Below are 12864 nucleotides of genomic sequence, written 5' to 3'. Positions count from 1 at the left end.
CCGAACCCGCCTCGAAGCCGCCGGAAAACCCGCGAAACTCGCCATCACCGCCTGCGCCAGAAAGCTCCTCACCATCCTCAACGCAATGATGCGCGACCACACAGACCACCTGAAACGGGCCGCGTGAAAGACAGTTGCTACGAACTGCGACGAGAAGCCGAAGGCGCACGAGGAGCGTCCCGAAAACCCGATCAGGCGGCGCGCAGGGGTTCCGGGTTCGCCAGCTTGCGCAGCACGTTCAGGTTTTCGAGGCCCTTCATCACCACCGCCGGCTCGACCCCGAAGTCGACCAGACAGGCCACCTCGTCCACGTCCAGTTTGGCCAGATGGTCCACCGTCGCCAGGCATTTGTCGTAGGAGCCCAGCAGGCTGCCCATGTAGAAATACTTCTCGAACGAGGCTTCCAGCGCGGCCTCGGCCAGTTCAGGCGTGAGTTGCGTGACGTCGATCTTGCCGGGGTCCTTCAGGAAGGGCACCGAGGCCAGGTGTTTCGAGGCGAGGTCGAAGGAGGCGCCGAGATAGGTCATCATCGGCTGGCGGGCGAGGTCGTGCACCTCGTCGTCGTCGTCGCCGACCAGCGTGTGCAGCATCAGGGTGACAAGCCCGCGCCCAGGATGCCCGGCGGCGATCCAGGCCGAGCGATAGGCGACGATCTTCTGCGCCAGATCCTCGACCGTCTGGCCAAGAAGGTGGGTCAGCACGTTGGCGCCCATCGCCCCCGCCTCGACGAAGGTTTCCGGGTTCGCGGCGGCGGTGATCCAGATCGGCAGGTCCGGCTGGACGGGGCGCGGCATGACGCGGACATCGACCTCTTCGCCGAGCGGGTTCTGCACGCGATGCGGCTCGCCCCGCCACAGGCGGCGCAGGGTTTCGGTCCGGTCGCGGAATACCTGCTTGCGGTTCTGGAAGTCGCCCTGGTGGCCGGAGATGACGAAATCGTTCGGGACCCAGCCGCTGGCGATGCCAAGGCCGACCCGCCCGCCCGAGACGTTGTCGACGATCGACCATTCCTCGGCCACGCGGATCGGGTCGTGCAGCGGCAGGACGACGCTGCCCGCGCAGATCTGGATGCGCTTCGTCACCCCGGCAAGGGCTGCGGCCAGCACCGAGGGGTTGGGCGAAAGGCCGCCGAAGCTGTGGAAATGCCGTTCCGGTATCCAGAGCCGCGCCATGCCGTTCTGATCGGCCCAGCGGGCGGCCTCGAAGATCAGGTCATACTTGCCGGTCTGGCCGGCGCCGGTGGTGTCGTTGGCGAAAAAGAACAGACCGAATTCCATTGGAACACCTGACTGGGGATGAAATATCCGCGCCAAGTGTAGTCAGCCTGCGCCAGACGGCGTTTGACTTGGGTCAAGCCTGCCGGTCGCGTTGCCCCGTGTTCGACGGACAAACCGTTTCGGAACCGGCAATAGTGACGCGGCTAGGCCCCGACCGTGGCCAGCCAGTCCATGAGCGCGGGCCGCGCGCTTTCGGCGCCTTCTTCGCGGGCCCGGTCGATCACCGCGCGGGCTTCGGTCAGGTTCACCTTGCGCAACAAGGCCTTGACCGGGCCGACCGAGGCGGGACGCATCGAGAGGGTGCGGAAACCGATTGCCGCCAGAGCCAGCGCCTCGATCGGGCGACCGGCATCCTCGCCGCAGAAGGACAGCATCGTCCCGCTTTCTGCGCAGCGTGCGACGATATGTTCCAGGAAGGCGAGGAAGGTCAGGTTCAGCGTGTCGTAGCGGCGGCGGACCAGTTCGTTCTCGCGGTCGGCGGCGAAGAAGAACTGCTTCAGGTCGTTGCCGCCGACGGAAATGAAATCGGTCAGGTCGAAGAAGGCCTTCGGCGCATAGGCGAGGGAGGGTGTCTCCATCATCGCGCCGATTTCCAGCCGTTCGGGGACGGGGTGGCCCAGCGATTTCTCGCGGTGCAGCTCGCGCAGGGCATGGGCGCGGGCCTGCTGGAATTCGCTGAGTTCGGTGATCAGCGGGAACATCACCGTCAGGGGACGGCCATTGGCCGCACGGATCAGGGCCTGCAGCTGCATCCGCAGGACACCCGGCTTGTCGAGGCCGACGCGGACCGCGCGCCAGCCCATCGCGGGGTTCGGTTCCTCGGGGGCTTTCAGATAGGGCAGCACCTTGTCCGACCCGATGTCGAGCGTGCGGAAGGCGACGCGCTTGCCCTTGGCTGCATCCATCACGCGTGTGTAGAGCGCGGCCAGTTCCGCCCGCTGCGGCATCTTCGAGCGGATGAGGAACTGCAATTCGGTGCGGAAAAGCCCGACGCCATCGGCGCCGGAGCCTTCGAGGCTGGGCAGGTCGGCCATCAGGCCCGCGTTCATGTGGAGCGAGATGGTGGTGCCGCAAAGCGTGGTCGCGGGCAGGCTGCGCAGGCTGGCGTAGCGCTTTTGCGCCTCGGCCTGCATGGCGATCTTGTCGCGGAAGGCGCGGGCGACGGTTTCCTCGGGGCGGAGGTGGACGATGCCCTGGTCGCCATCGACGAGGATGTGGTCGCCGTTCAGGGCCTCGGCCACCACACGGCTGGCGCTGATGACGAGGGGGATCGCCAGCGCCCGGGCGACGATGGCGGCGTGGCTGCCGACCGAGCCTTCCTCCAAGACGACGCCCTTCAGCTTGCGTCCGTAGTCGAGGAGTTCCGCCGGGCCGATGTTGCGGGCGACGAGGATCGGGTTGTCGGGCATCTCGGCGCCGGTGTCCTTGCCCTGGCCGGTCAGGATGCGCAGAAGCCGGTTCGACAGGTCGTCAAGGTCCTGCAGACGCTCGCGCAGGTACTGGTCGGGGACCTGCTCCATGCGGGCGCGGGCGGCGGATTGTTCCTTTTCCACCGCCGCCTCGGCGGAGAGGCCGCGCATGATGTCTTCCTCCATCCGGCGCAGCCAGCCACGTGAATGGGCGAACATCCGGTAGGCTTCCAGGACCTGCTTCTGGTCCTTGTCGAGTTGCTCGGCTTCCAGAAGGTCGTCTATCGAGACGCGCAACTCTCCCACCGCGCCGCGGATGCGGTCGATCTCGGTCAGGGGGTCGTCGGCGACCGGGTTGGTGATGACGACGCGGGGTTCGTGCAGCCAGACCCGGCCTTCGGCGGCGCCTTCCTGTCCGCTGGTGGCGCGGAACATCACCGGCTGCTTGTGCAGCGCCTTCATGCCGCCTTCCTCGCCGGTGAAGGCACCAAGCTCGGTCATCTCGGCCAGCACCATCGCGACGACGTCGAGAGCGTAGATGTCGTCCTCGGAAAACTCGCGGGCGGTCTTCGACTGGACGACGAGGACGCCCAGCTTTTCGCCGACGCGCTGGATCGGCACGCCGAGGAAGGAGGAATAGATCTCTTCCCCGGTTTCCGGCATGAAGCGGAAGCCCTTTTCGCCGGGCGCATCGGCGGTGTTGACCGGCTGGCCAGAGCGGGCGACGCGACCGACGAGGCCTTCGCCAAGCTTCATCCGGGTCTTGTGGACGGCTTCGGGCTTCAGGCCCTCGGTCGCGCAAAGCTCCAGCGTCTCGGGGTCGCGGAAGAGGTAGATCGAGCAGACCTCGGTCTTCATGCTGTCGGCGATCAGGTGGGTGATCTGGTCCAGCCGGTCCTGCCCGCGCCCGGGGATGGCCAGCATGTCGCGCAGACGGCGCAGAAGCTTGCGGCTGTCACTTTCGCTGCGTTCGGGCATCGCGGTCCTCGGGCTTGTCGCTGCCTTTAGACCATAGGTCGCGGGGAAGGGGAACTCTGCTCATGCGCGCAGGTGAGGGCCGCCGCCACGTCTGCCCGAAAGATGGGCAGTCGTGGCGCGGACCGGGCTTTCAGGGCCGCATCAGGCCTTTTCCAGCTCGAACGTGTCGTGCAGGGCCTGCACGGCCAGTTCCATGTACTTGCGGTCGATCAGCACGCTGATCTTGATCTCGGAGGTGGTGATCACCTTGATGTTCACGTTCTCGGCCGCCAGCGCCGCGAACATCTTGGCCGCGACGCCGACCTGGCTGCGCATGCCGATGCCCACGACCGAGACCTTGGCCACGTCGGTGTCGGTGACGAGCGAGGCGTAGACGAACTTGCCAGCGCCGGCGGCCTCCTCGATGGCCTTCTTCGCGCGCTCGACCTGGTTCGTGGGCAGGCTGAAGGTCATGTCGGTATGGGCGCGCTTGTCGGAGGGATCATCCTGCTCCGAGATGTTCTGCACGATCATGTCGACGTTGACGCCCGCATCGGCCAGCGAGCCGAAGATCGCCGCGGCGACGCCGGGCCGGTCCTCGACCTTGAGCAGGGTCATTTTGGCTTCGTCGCGGCTGTAGGCGACGCCGGAGACGACTTTCGATTCCATGATTTCATCCTCGTCGCAGACCAGGGTTCCAGAAGTTTCGTCGGTATCCTCGAACGAGGACAGGACGCGCAGCCGCACCTTGTAGCGCATCGCCAGCTCGACCGAGCGGGTTTGCAGGACCTTGGCGCCGAGCGAGGCCAGTTCCAGCATCTCCTCGAAGGCGATCTTCGGGAGCTTGCGGGCCTTGGGGCTGATGCGGGGGTCGGTGGTGTAGACGCCGTCCACATCGGTGTAGATGTCGCAGCGTTCCGCGCCGAAGGCGGCGGCGAAGGCGACGGCGGTGGTGTCGCTGCCGCCCCGGCCAAGGGTGGTGATCCGGCCCTCGGGGCTGACGCCCTGGAAGCCCGCGACGACCGCGACCTTGAAGCCTTCGGCGAACTTGGCGTCCAGATGCTCGCGCGGGATCGACACGAAGCGGGCGGAAGAATGCGCCGAGGTGGTGTTGATCGGCACCTGCCAGCCCTGCCAGCTGCGCGCCGGGATGCCCATTTCCTGCAGCCGCAGCGCCATCAGGCCAGCGGTCACGTTCTCTCCGCTGGCGACGACGGCATCGTATTCGCGGGCGTCATAGAGGTTGGACGTGGTCTCGACCCAGCCGACCAGTTCGTTGGTCTTGCCGGACATGGCGCTGACGATGACGATGACGTCATAGCCGCGCTCGACCTCGGCCTGCACCTTCTTCGCGGCGTTCTCGATCCGCGCAAGGTCGGCGACCGAGGTTCCGCCGAATTTCATCACCAGAAGCGGCATGGTCCCCTCCAAGGGCCCGTCAGAAGTCCCGCGCGTCTTATGCAAGCCCCGGCGCGGGTGCAAGGGACTGCGGCAGCGAAAATGCGCGCGTGCCGCGCAAGTCTCTTGTCTCGTCGTCGGGCTGCGCCTCCTCCTCGGGTGGCCTCCGGCGGGAGTATTTGGACAAGGAGCAAATGCACTTGCTTCTTTTCAAATACTCTGGGGGTTCGGGGCAAGGCCCCCATCGACCGAGGAGGAGGGGTGCCAGGCCCCGACGACGAGAGGAAAGGACTTCGCGCGTCAGCGCGCTATTTCGCAAGCGCCCGCCAGCCGATGTCGGAGCGGCAGAAGCCTTGCGGCCAGTCGATGAGGTCGATCATCGCATAGGCGCGGTGGTGGGCTTCCTCCAGCGTCGCGCCCCTTGCGGTGATGTTCAGGACGCGCCCGCCATTGGCGACGATCACCCCGTCGCGCTGGGCGGTTCCGGCGTGGAAGACCATGTGGCGGCTGTCCTCGGGCATCCGGTCGAGGCCATTGATCACGCTGCCCTTTTCATATGGGCCGGGATAGCCCCTGGCGGCCATCACCACCGTCAGGGCATGGTCGTCGGCCCAGTTGACCTGCGCCCCGGAGAGGCGGTTTTCGGCGCAGGCCTGCAGCAGGTCAAGCGCCTGGGCGCCAAGCCGCAGCATCAGGACCTGGGTCTCCGGGTCGCCGAAGCGGCAGTTGTATTCGACGAGCCGGGCCTTGCCACCTTCGATCATCAGGCCGGCATAGAGGACGCCCTGGTACGGCGTGCCGCGCCGGGCCATTTCGGCGATGGTGGGCAGGATGATCTCTGCCATCGCCTGTTGCTGGATCGTCTCGGTCAGGACCGGGGCGGGGGAATAGGCGCCCATGCCGCCGGTGTTCGGCCCGGTGTCGCCATCGCCCACCCGCTTGTGGTCCTGCGCGGTGCCGATGGGGAGCGCGGTGGTGCCGTCGGTCAGGACGAAGAAGCTGGCCTCCTCGCCTGCCATGAAGTCCTCGATGACGACTTCCGCGCCAGCAGCGCCAAGGCTGCCGCCGAACATGTCGTCGATGGCGGCAAGCGCCTCGGCCTCGGTCAGCGCGACGACGACGCCTTTCCCGGCGGCGAGGCCGTCGGCTTTCACCACGATGGGCGCGCCCTGTGCCTTGATGTAGGCGCGGGCCGGGGCGGGTTCGGTGAAGCGGGCGTACCCGGCGGTGGGCGCGGCGCAGGCGTCGCAGATCTCCTTGGTGAAGGCCTTGGAGGCTTCCAGCCTGGCGGCGGCGGCGGAGGGGCCGAAGGTTAGAATCCCGGCGGCACGGCAGGCGTCGGCGACCCCGGCGGCGAGCGGGGCCTCGGGGCCGACGATGACGAAATCGACGGCGTTCTCCTCGCAGAAGGTGACCACGGTCGCGCCGTCGAGGATGTCGATATCGGCGCATTCGGCCAACAGGGCGATGCCCGCATTGCCGGGGGCGACGATCAGCCGGTCGCATTTCGGGTTCTGCTTCACCGCCCAGGCAAGCGCGTGTTCGCGACCGCCGGAACCGAGGATCAGGATGTTCATGGACGCGCCCCCGCTTGGCCTGAAGGTGAGGGCGTCTTAAGATGCGGGCAACGGGGAGGCAAGCGTGGAACCGGAGATCACCGTGACGATGGGCGTGGGCAAGACCGCGCGGCCCAAGCCGTCGGCGCTGATGCGGCTGACCGAGATGGCGGGGATGGCGATCATCTTCTGGGGGCTCGGCATGGGGCCGTGGTGGCTGATCGCGGTCGGCGGAGTGATGGTTGTCGCGAGCTATGCCGCCTACCGGCGGAAGCACGGGCCGTTTCCGCCGGGCGAGGGCAGGCTGGACGGAATGGGGGATGACGGTGGGGGTGACTGAGGGTGCCGGGGCGGGGTTGACGCGCCAACCGGCTTTCCCGCGCCCGGCATTCATGTAAGGTCCGCGCATGGACCTGATCGACGACAGCCCCGCCCCCTCTGGCAACCAGCCCGAATACACCGTGTCGGAACTGTCTGGCGCGGTGAAGCGGGTGATCGAGGGAGAGTTCGGGCTTGTCCGGGTGCGGGGCGAGGTGGGGCGGGTGTCGCGTCCGGCCTCGGGGCATCTTTACTTTGACCTGAAGGATGACCGCAGCGTCATCGCGGCGATCAGCTGGAAGGGCCAGGTTGCGCGGATGCAGGTGCGGCCCGAAGAGGGGATGGAGGTCGTCGCGACCGGGCGGATGACCACCTTTCCCGGCCAGTCGAAATACCAGCTGATCGTCGAGGATGTGGCCCCGGCAGGGGCGGGCGCGCTGATGGCGATGCTGGAAAAGCGCCGCGCGGCCTTGCAGGCGGAGGGGTTGTTCGATGCGGCGCGGAAGAAGCCGATCCCCTATCTGCCGCAGGTGATCGGGGTGGTCACGTCGCCCTCGGGCGCGGTGATCCGGGATATTCTCCACCGCTTGCGCGACCGTTTTCCCCGGCACGTCCTCGTCTGGCCGGTGGCGGTGCAGGGCCAGGATTGCGCGGCGCAGGTCGCGGCGGCGATCCGGGGCTTCAATGCCTTGCCCGAGGGCGGGGCGATCCCGCGGCCCGATGTGCTGATCGTGGCGCGGGGCGGCGGGTCCTTGGAGGACCTGTGGGGGTTCAACGAGGAAGTGGTGGTCCGTGCGGCGGCGGGGTCGGCGATCCCGCTGATCTCGGCGGTGGGGCACGAGACCGACACCACGCTGATCGACTTCGCCGCCGACCTGCGCGCGCCGACGCCCACGGCAGCGGCGGAGCTGGCGGTGCCGGTGCGGCTGGACCTGCTGGCGGCGCTGGAGGCCTTGGGGGCCCGGCTCACGCGCGGGATCGGGCAGGGGGTGGTGCTGCGGCGGCAGCGGCTGCGGGATTTGGCCCGGGCCTTGCCAAGGGTGGAAACGCTGCTGGCGACGCCCCGGCAGCGGCTGGACGCAGGCGCGCTGCGGCTGGGCGCGGGGCTGGGGCTGGCGGTGGCGAAGAAGCATCGCGAGTTCGACCGACTGGCCGGGCGGTTGCAGCCGCAGGCGCTGCGGGCGGGGCTGGCGCGGCAGCGGGATCAGCTGACCGGGAAAAGCGAGAGGCTGACGCGGGCGATTCTGCGCCGGGTGGAACGGCTGGGCGACGTGCTTCGTCCCATTTCGGGGCGCCTCGCCCCGGCGCTGGCGCGGATGCTGGGGGATGCCGGGCGGAAGGTCGCGGAGGGGCAGCGTGATCTGGGGCGGCTCGCCGACCGGCTGGACGCGGCGCCCGCAGCGCGGTTCGTGCGGCTTCGGGACCGGCTGGAGGCGCTGGACCGGACCCGGGTCACGCTTGGCTATCACGAGACGCTGAAGCGGGGCTATGCAGTGGTGCGGGGGGACGGGGCGGTCGTCACCTCGAAGGCGGCGGCGGAGAAGGCCGTGGCGCTGGAAATCGAGTTCGGGGATGGGAAGCTGGCGGTCGGGGGCCGGGCGGGCAGGCGGGCGAAGGGCGAGGGGGAGAGCGGGCAGGGGAGCCTCTTCTGATGGAGGATCGTGAATTCACCCGGTACGTCGCGATGCTGCATCCGGTTCCGGGACTGACGGCAGACATCGCCGCGATCCGGGCGCATGTGGCCTGGCTGCGGTCGCTGCAAGCGGCGGGGTCGCTGGAATTGGCAGGACCTTTCGCGGACGGCTCGGGCGGCATGGTCATCCTGCGCGCGGACACGGCGGCAGAGGCCGAGGCTCTTGCCCGGTCCGATCCATTCATCCGCTTGGGCCTGCGCCGGTTGGAGCTGCGGGTGTGGGAGCTGTCCTGCGAGGAAAACAACCATATGGGGATGGGCTGAGCCGACGGCCCCAACCGGGCCTCAGACGCCGAAATAGCCCTCGCAGGTCACGACCTCTTCCGCCGGGTAGAGCATGATCGGCTGGTTTGTCCTGTCGCCGTCGAGCCAGGCCATCAGCCAACCACCGCGGTCGTGGTAGGTCCAGCAATAGGGGGTGTCGATCCCCTGGTAGTCGAAGCAGATCAGCTCGCCCTGCGGTCGCCAGGTGCCTTCGAGGCATTGTTCGGCATCGCGCCAGATCGCGCGGCGGCCGGGAAGGAAGGTTTCCACCCCGTAGCGGCCGGTCTGGTCGTGGGTGTCCATCGTGCGGCCCTGGACGAAGCGCTCGAAGGCCTCGGCAGTCATCGGTGGGTCGGCGGGCTGCGTGCCCTCGGCGAGGGCGGGGCCGGGGAGGAGCGCAAGGAAAAGCGCCAGCACGCGCATCAGACGCCGACCTCGGGGCCGAAACAGGCGAGGGGGACGGTGGTTTCGGTCACGATCACCGGGTCGGTTCCGGGAGGATCGGTTGTGTAGCGGGCCAGCAGGTCCGGGCCGGAGCGGGTGATCTCCCAGCAGTCGGGGGTGATGTCGCCGTCATACTGGAAGCAGATCGCGCTGCCGTCCTGATACCAGTTGCCGGTCTTGCACGCGTCGCCGGTATAGGTCCAGCGCACCTTGCGGTCGGGCAGGTATTGCTCGACCCCGTAGGCCGTTCCGAATTCGGACCAGGTCATCGTACGACCCAGGGTGAGGGCGTCGAATTCCTCGGCGGTGAGAAGGGGGTCGGCGAGCGCGGGAGCGGCGGTGAGGAAGAGGGCGAGAAGGGCGCGCATGTCAGACCCCCACTTCGGGAGTGCAGGCGATCGGCGCATCCGAGAGGGTGACGGCGATGTGGTCGGCGAAGGCCTCGCCCACGAACTCGGCCGTGACCTGGTCGCCGTCTTTCAGGAAGCGCCAGCAATAGGGGCCGGGGCTGAACTCGTAGACGAAGCAGATGGCATCACCCTGCGGATACCAGCGGCCCGACCGGCATTCCCCGCCCGCATCGGCATCGACGGTGGCGCGGCCTGCCAGATGCATCTCGCTGCCCCAGAGCGCACCGTCGACGAAATAGTCGAGCGTCTTGCCGGTCGACCAGGATTCGAATTCGGCCGTGGTCATCGGGGTTTCGGCGCCCGCGGCACCGGAGAGGCAGAGCAGGCAGACAAGGGGGCGCAGCATCAGACCCCCACGTCGGGGCCGGGGCAGGGCAGGCCCTGGCCGGAGGCGTCGACCTCGTGCAGTTCCTCGCCCGCGATGCCGTTGACCGACAGCGCGATGAGCGCGCCGTCCTTCAGCCAGAAGGTCCAGCAGGCGGGGGTCGGGTCGTATTCATAGACGAAGCAGATGCTCTCGCCTTCGGGATACCAGCTGCCGTAGAGGCATTCGTTCGGCGCGGTCGACCAGCGGACCTTGCGGTCGGGCAGGTATTCCTCGATCCCGAAGAGGGTCTGGAACTGCTGGTAGGTTATCGTCTTGCCGGTGACATGCGCCTCGAACTCCTGCGCGGTGATCGGCGTTTCGGCGAATGCCGGGGCGACGAGGAAAAGGAGGGCGAGGGACGGGCGGAGCATCGGGTCACACGCCCACGTCGGGGCCGGGACAGGCGAGGGGTTCGGTCGTCTCGCGCACCGTGCTTGGCGCGATGTCGGGGGTGTCGGTCATGTAGCTGGCGGAAAGCCCCGCGCCATCGGGCCAGATCCACCAGCACTTCGGCTGGGGGTCGCCGTCGTAGAGAAAGCAGATCTGGTCGCCCTGGCCGTACCAGTGGCCAAGCCTGCATTCGTCGGCGGTAAAGGCCCAGCGGACCTTGCGGCCAGGCAGGTAGACCTCGCGCCCGAAGGCGACGCCGCCCTGGAAATAGTCCATCGTCTTGCCGGTGACATAGGCCTCGAACTCGTCGGCGGTCATCGGGGTCTGGGCCAGCGCCGGAGCGGCGAGGAGAAGGGCGACGCCGAGGATCGGAAGGCCTGCGCGCATGGGGTCAGACACCGACATCCGGCCCGGCGCAGGGCAGCGGGCCGCCATCGCGCGAGGATTCCAGGATCTCCCAGCCGCCGCCGTCGCCCATGTAGCGGCCCCGGATCTTGCCGCCCTCCAGGAAATACAGCCAGCAGGCGGGGGTGTTGTCGTCTTCGTAGGCAAAGCAGATCTGGTCGCCCTTCTGGTACCAGGTTCCGTAGAGGCAGAGATCGCCCTCGAAGGCCCAGCGGACCCGGCGGCCGTCAAGGTATTCTTCGGTGCCGAAGAGGCCGTCGCCGTAGTCGTAGGTGACGGTCGCGCCCCTGGTTGCTGCGTCGAACTCGTCGGCGTTCAGCGGGGTTTCGGCAAGCGCCGGGGTGGCGACAAGGGCGAGGGCAAGGAGGAGGGCACGCATCCGGGGGCTCCGTTGGGATCGCGGCGAGAGTGCCAGAGCGGCGCGGGATTGGCCAGTCAAGCCGACGTGTCCGCAGGTCTGGATTCCCGCCAGCGGGCGAGATGGGGCGCGATGGCGCGACGCCAGAGCCGGGGCGCAAGGGCCATCGTGCAGGCAAGGGGCAGGGGCCAGGGCAGGCAGGGGGCCTCGTCGGGCAGGCGGAGCGCGGGGAAGGGGCGCGACGGGTGGACATGGTGGTCGGAATGGCGCGGGGCGTTCAGCATCAGCGCCGAGGTGAACCAGTGCGCGGTGTTCCAGGAATGGGCGGGGCCGACGGGTTCGTAGCGGCCATCGGGCAGGCGGGCGCGGGTCAGGCCGTAGTGCTGGACGTAGTCGGAGAGGAGGATCTGGCTTTGGGCATGCAGCGCGAGGCCGGTCCAAGCCAGGAGGCCGGGCAGGCCCGCGATCAGGCTGGCGAGGAGAAGGGCGGCGGCGCTGGTGGCGAGGGAGATGGCATAGGGGTGGAGGCCTTTGGCGTTGCGGCTGCGGAGCGCGGTCTCGGCGCGGAGGCCTGCGCGGAAGCTGCCGATCCAGGCGCGGCGGGCGAAGCGGTAGAAGGTCTCGCCGTTGCGGGCGGAGTTCGGGTCGTCCGGCGTGGCGACGGCGCGGTGGTGGACAAGGCGGTGGGCGCTCGTGTGCTGGCCGAACAGGAGGGCCGCATAGACCGTGGCTCCGAGGCGGAAGAGGCCGCGACCGGGGCGGTGGATCAGCTCATGCGCGGCCGGGTGGACGACCTGGCCGAGCCAGAAGCCGGTGGCGAGGACGGCGATGAGGCGCTGGGCGGGGCCAAGGCCCGAGGGGCCCGCGATGGCCCAGGTGGCGAGAGGGAGGAGAGCCAGGGCTCCAAGGCCGATGGCGAGGAGGAGAAGATCGGCGGCGGGGAATTCCTCGCCCTCGGCCTGGCCGGGGACGAGGGGGATGAGCTGGTCGAGGATCAGGCCGAGGCAGGCCATGTAGAGGAAGGCGGCCCAGAGCCAGGGGCCTCCGACAGTGAGGCCTGCGCCGAGGAGGGCGAGCGGCAGGAGCGAGGCCGCGGCAAAGGCGGCAAGGGGGAGAGGGCGGGTCAGCTTGGGGTCCGGAGTTGCAGGGGCTGGCGCAGTTTTCGGGGAAATCGGCCCGGGCGCAACCGGCTTTTCTGTCGCGGGGGCGGCTCCTCGTGCGGCTGCGCCTTCTCGTCGCGAGGGGCGTGCTCGTGCCGGGAGGACTGCGGAGGGGCGGCGGAGGGGCCGGGGGCAAAGGGGCTTGCGGGTATGGGGTGACGGGTCTTGGGGGCTCCGCTTGCGGCTGCGCCTTCTCGTCGTGAGGGGGATGGGAGCGGGCGGCTTCGGGAGGTGCAGTGGGGTGGGCGGCTCTGGGCAGGGTGAGAGGACTTGCAGGTGCGGGGCTGCTCGTCGGGCTGCGCCGCCTCGTCGTGAGGAGGAGTATTCGGGCCAGGAGGAATGGGGAGGTGCGGCGGGGTGATCGGTTACTGGCAGGATGAGGGGGCTTGCGGGCGCAGGGCGGAGGGTCTGGTGGGGACGGCTCATGGGGCTGCCCCGTCCCGTCGCGAGGGATGTGT

General features: G+C 68.6%; 14 protein-coding genes and 1 pseudogene. 4 read left to right on the top strand and 11 right to left on the bottom strand.

The annotated features are described in order from the left end of the window. Positions 1-127, top strand: a pseudogene (locus ACE3P6_RS00740) (IS110 family transposase); the annotation flags it as partial. A gap of 64 nt (positions 128-191) precedes the next feature. On the opposite strand, the gene ACE3P6_RS00735 reads toward ACE3P6_RS00740, so the two are convergent. The 4 genes from ACE3P6_RS00735 to purD all read right to left on the bottom strand — a co-directional run bounded on the left by ACE3P6_RS00735 (position 192) and on the right by purD (position 6618). Beyond that, positions 192-1277 carry a MupA/Atu3671 family FMN-dependent luciferase-like monooxygenase gene (locus tag ACE3P6_RS00735; RefSeq protein ID WP_374391070.1) on the bottom strand — a complete coding sequence of 362 codons (1086 nt, stop codon included), beginning with the start codon at positions 1275-1277 and terminating at the stop codon, positions 192-194. A gap of 143 nt (positions 1278-1420) precedes the next feature. Then, positions 1421-3664 carry a phosphoenolpyruvate--protein phosphotransferase gene (gene ptsP, locus ACE3P6_RS00730; RefSeq protein ID WP_374391069.1) on the bottom strand — a complete coding sequence of 748 codons (2244 nt, stop codon included), beginning with the start codon at positions 3662-3664 and terminating at the stop codon, positions 1421-1423. 141 nt (positions 3665-3805) lie between these two features. Beyond that, positions 3806-5062 (bottom strand): aspartate kinase, encoded by a 1257-nt coding sequence (locus ACE3P6_RS00725; protein WP_374373436.1) that lies wholly within the window; start codon positions 5060-5062, stop codon positions 3806-3808. Between the two features lie 287 nt (positions 5063-5349). Then, the gene (gene purD / locus ACE3P6_RS00720; protein WP_374391068.1) at positions 5350-6618 is read right to left on the bottom strand and encodes a phosphoribosylamine--glycine ligase; all 1269 of its coding nucleotides are present in this window, start codon (positions 6616-6618) and stop codon (positions 5350-5352) included. 64 nt (positions 6619-6682) lie between these two features. Here purD and ACE3P6_RS00715 point away from each other — a divergent pair, with 64 nt between their 5' ends. The 3 genes from ACE3P6_RS00715 to ACE3P6_RS00705 all read left to right on the top strand — a co-directional run bounded on the left by ACE3P6_RS00715 (position 6683) and on the right by ACE3P6_RS00705 (position 8872). Further along, positions 6683-6937: a hypothetical protein gene (locus ACE3P6_RS00715; protein ID WP_374391067.1), complete on the top strand. Its 255-nt coding sequence runs from the start codon at positions 6683-6685 to the stop codon at positions 6935-6937. A 67-nt stretch (positions 6938-7004) separates the two neighbouring features. Beyond that, on the top strand, positions 7005-8567 hold the full coding sequence (gene xseA, locus ACE3P6_RS00710; RefSeq protein ID WP_374391066.1) for an exodeoxyribonuclease VII large subunit: 1563 nt from the start codon (positions 7005-7007) through the stop codon (positions 8565-8567). Beyond that, entirely contained in the window at positions 8567-8872 is a 306-nt protein-coding gene (locus ACE3P6_RS00705) for a YciI family protein (RefSeq protein ID WP_374391065.1), read from the top strand. Before xseA ends, ACE3P6_RS00705 begins: the two co-directional genes overlap by 1 nt. Before the next feature lie 21 nt (positions 8873-8893). On the opposite strand, the gene ACE3P6_RS00700 is transcribed toward ACE3P6_RS00705, so the two are convergent. The 7 genes from ACE3P6_RS00700 to ACE3P6_RS00670 are packed head-to-tail and all read right to left on the bottom strand — an operon-like array spanning position 8894 to position 12259. Beyond that, positions 8894-9295, bottom strand: coding sequence for a hypothetical protein (locus ACE3P6_RS00700; RefSeq protein WP_374391064.1), 402 nt, complete (start codon positions 9293-9295; stop codon positions 8894-8896). After that, a complete protein-coding gene (locus ACE3P6_RS00695; RefSeq protein WP_374391063.1) occupies positions 9295-9684 on the bottom strand; it encodes a hypothetical protein in 390 nt (129 codons plus the stop codon). Before ACE3P6_RS00695 ends, ACE3P6_RS00700 begins: the two co-directional genes overlap by 1 nt. A 1-nt stretch (position 9685) precedes the next feature. Continuing rightward, positions 9686-10072: a hypothetical protein gene (locus ACE3P6_RS00690; protein ID WP_374391062.1), complete on the bottom strand. Its 387-nt coding sequence runs from the start codon at positions 10070-10072 to the stop codon at positions 9686-9688. Further along, on the bottom strand, positions 10072-10464 hold the full coding sequence (locus ACE3P6_RS00685; protein ID WP_374391061.1) for a hypothetical protein: 393 nt from the start codon (positions 10462-10464) through the stop codon (positions 10072-10074). Before ACE3P6_RS00685 ends, ACE3P6_RS00690 begins: the two co-directional genes overlap by 1 nt. A 4-nt stretch (positions 10465-10468) precedes the next feature. Continuing rightward, positions 10469-10870, bottom strand: a complete 402-nt coding sequence (locus ACE3P6_RS00680; RefSeq protein WP_374373414.1) for a hypothetical protein — start codon at positions 10868-10870, stop codon at positions 10469-10471. 4 nt (positions 10871-10874) lie between these two features. Next, complete coding sequence (locus ACE3P6_RS00675) at positions 10875-11267, bottom strand: hypothetical protein (protein WP_374391060.1); 393 nt, start codon at positions 11265-11267, stop codon at positions 10875-10877. Positions 11268-11323: 56 nt separating this feature from the next. Continuing rightward, positions 11324-12259 (bottom strand): alkane 1-monooxygenase, encoded by a 936-nt coding sequence (locus ACE3P6_RS00670; protein ID WP_374391059.1) that lies wholly within the window; start codon positions 12257-12259, stop codon positions 11324-11326. Positions 12260-12864: the final 605 nt, after the last annotated feature.

This window comes from Tabrizicola sp., assembly GCF_041911175.1.
Classification (GTDB): Bacteria; Pseudomonadota; Alphaproteobacteria; order Rhodobacterales; family Rhodobacteraceae; genus Tabrizicola.
This window is presented reverse-complemented; position numbering and strand designations above follow the sequence as displayed.

Excerpts from the sequence above, each read along its gene's own strand:
- ACE3P6_RS00735 (WP_374391070.1), bottom strand. The coding sequence starts at position 1,277 with ATGGAATTCGGTCTGTTCTTTTTCGCCAACGACACCACCGGCGCCGGC.
- ptsP (WP_374391069.1), bottom strand. The coding sequence starts at position 3,664 with ATGCCCGAACGCAGCGAAAGTGACAGCCGCAAGCTTCTGCGCCGTCTG.
- ACE3P6_RS00725 (WP_374373436.1), bottom strand. The coding sequence starts at position 5,062 with ATGCCGCTTCTGGTGATGAAATTCGGCGGAACCTCGGTCGCCGACCTT.
- purD (WP_374391068.1), bottom strand. The coding sequence starts at position 6,618 with ATGAACATCCTGATCCTCGGTTCCGGCGGTCGCGAACACGCGCTTGCC.
- xseA (WP_374391066.1), top strand. The coding sequence starts at position 7,005 with ATGGACCTGATCGACGACAGCCCCGCCCCCTCTGGCAACCAGCCCGAA.
- ACE3P6_RS00705 (WP_374391065.1), top strand. The coding sequence starts at position 8,567 with ATGGAGGATCGTGAATTCACCCGGTACGTCGCGATGCTGCATCCGGTT.
- ACE3P6_RS00700 (WP_374391064.1), bottom strand. The coding sequence starts at position 9,295 with ATGCGCGTGCTGGCGCTTTTCCTTGCGCTCCTCCCCGGCCCCGCCCTC.
- ACE3P6_RS00695 (WP_374391063.1), bottom strand. The coding sequence starts at position 9,684 with ATGCGCGCCCTTCTCGCCCTCTTCCTCACCGCCGCTCCCGCGCTCGCC.
- ACE3P6_RS00690 (WP_374391062.1), bottom strand. The coding sequence starts at position 10,072 with ATGCTGCGCCCCCTTGTCTGCCTGCTCTGCCTCTCCGGTGCCGCGGGC.
- ACE3P6_RS00685 (WP_374391061.1), bottom strand. The coding sequence starts at position 10,464 with ATGCTCCGCCCGTCCCTCGCCCTCCTTTTCCTCGTCGCCCCGGCATTC.
- ACE3P6_RS00680 (WP_374373414.1), bottom strand. The coding sequence starts at position 10,870 with ATGCGCGCAGGCCTTCCGATCCTCGGCGTCGCCCTTCTCCTCGCCGCT.
- ACE3P6_RS00675 (WP_374391060.1), bottom strand. The coding sequence starts at position 11,267 with ATGCGTGCCCTCCTCCTTGCCCTCGCCCTTGTCGCCACCCCGGCGCTT.
- ACE3P6_RS00670 (WP_374391059.1), bottom strand. The coding sequence starts at position 12,259 with ATGGCCTGCCTCGGCCTGATCCTCGACCAGCTCATCCCCCTCGTCCCC.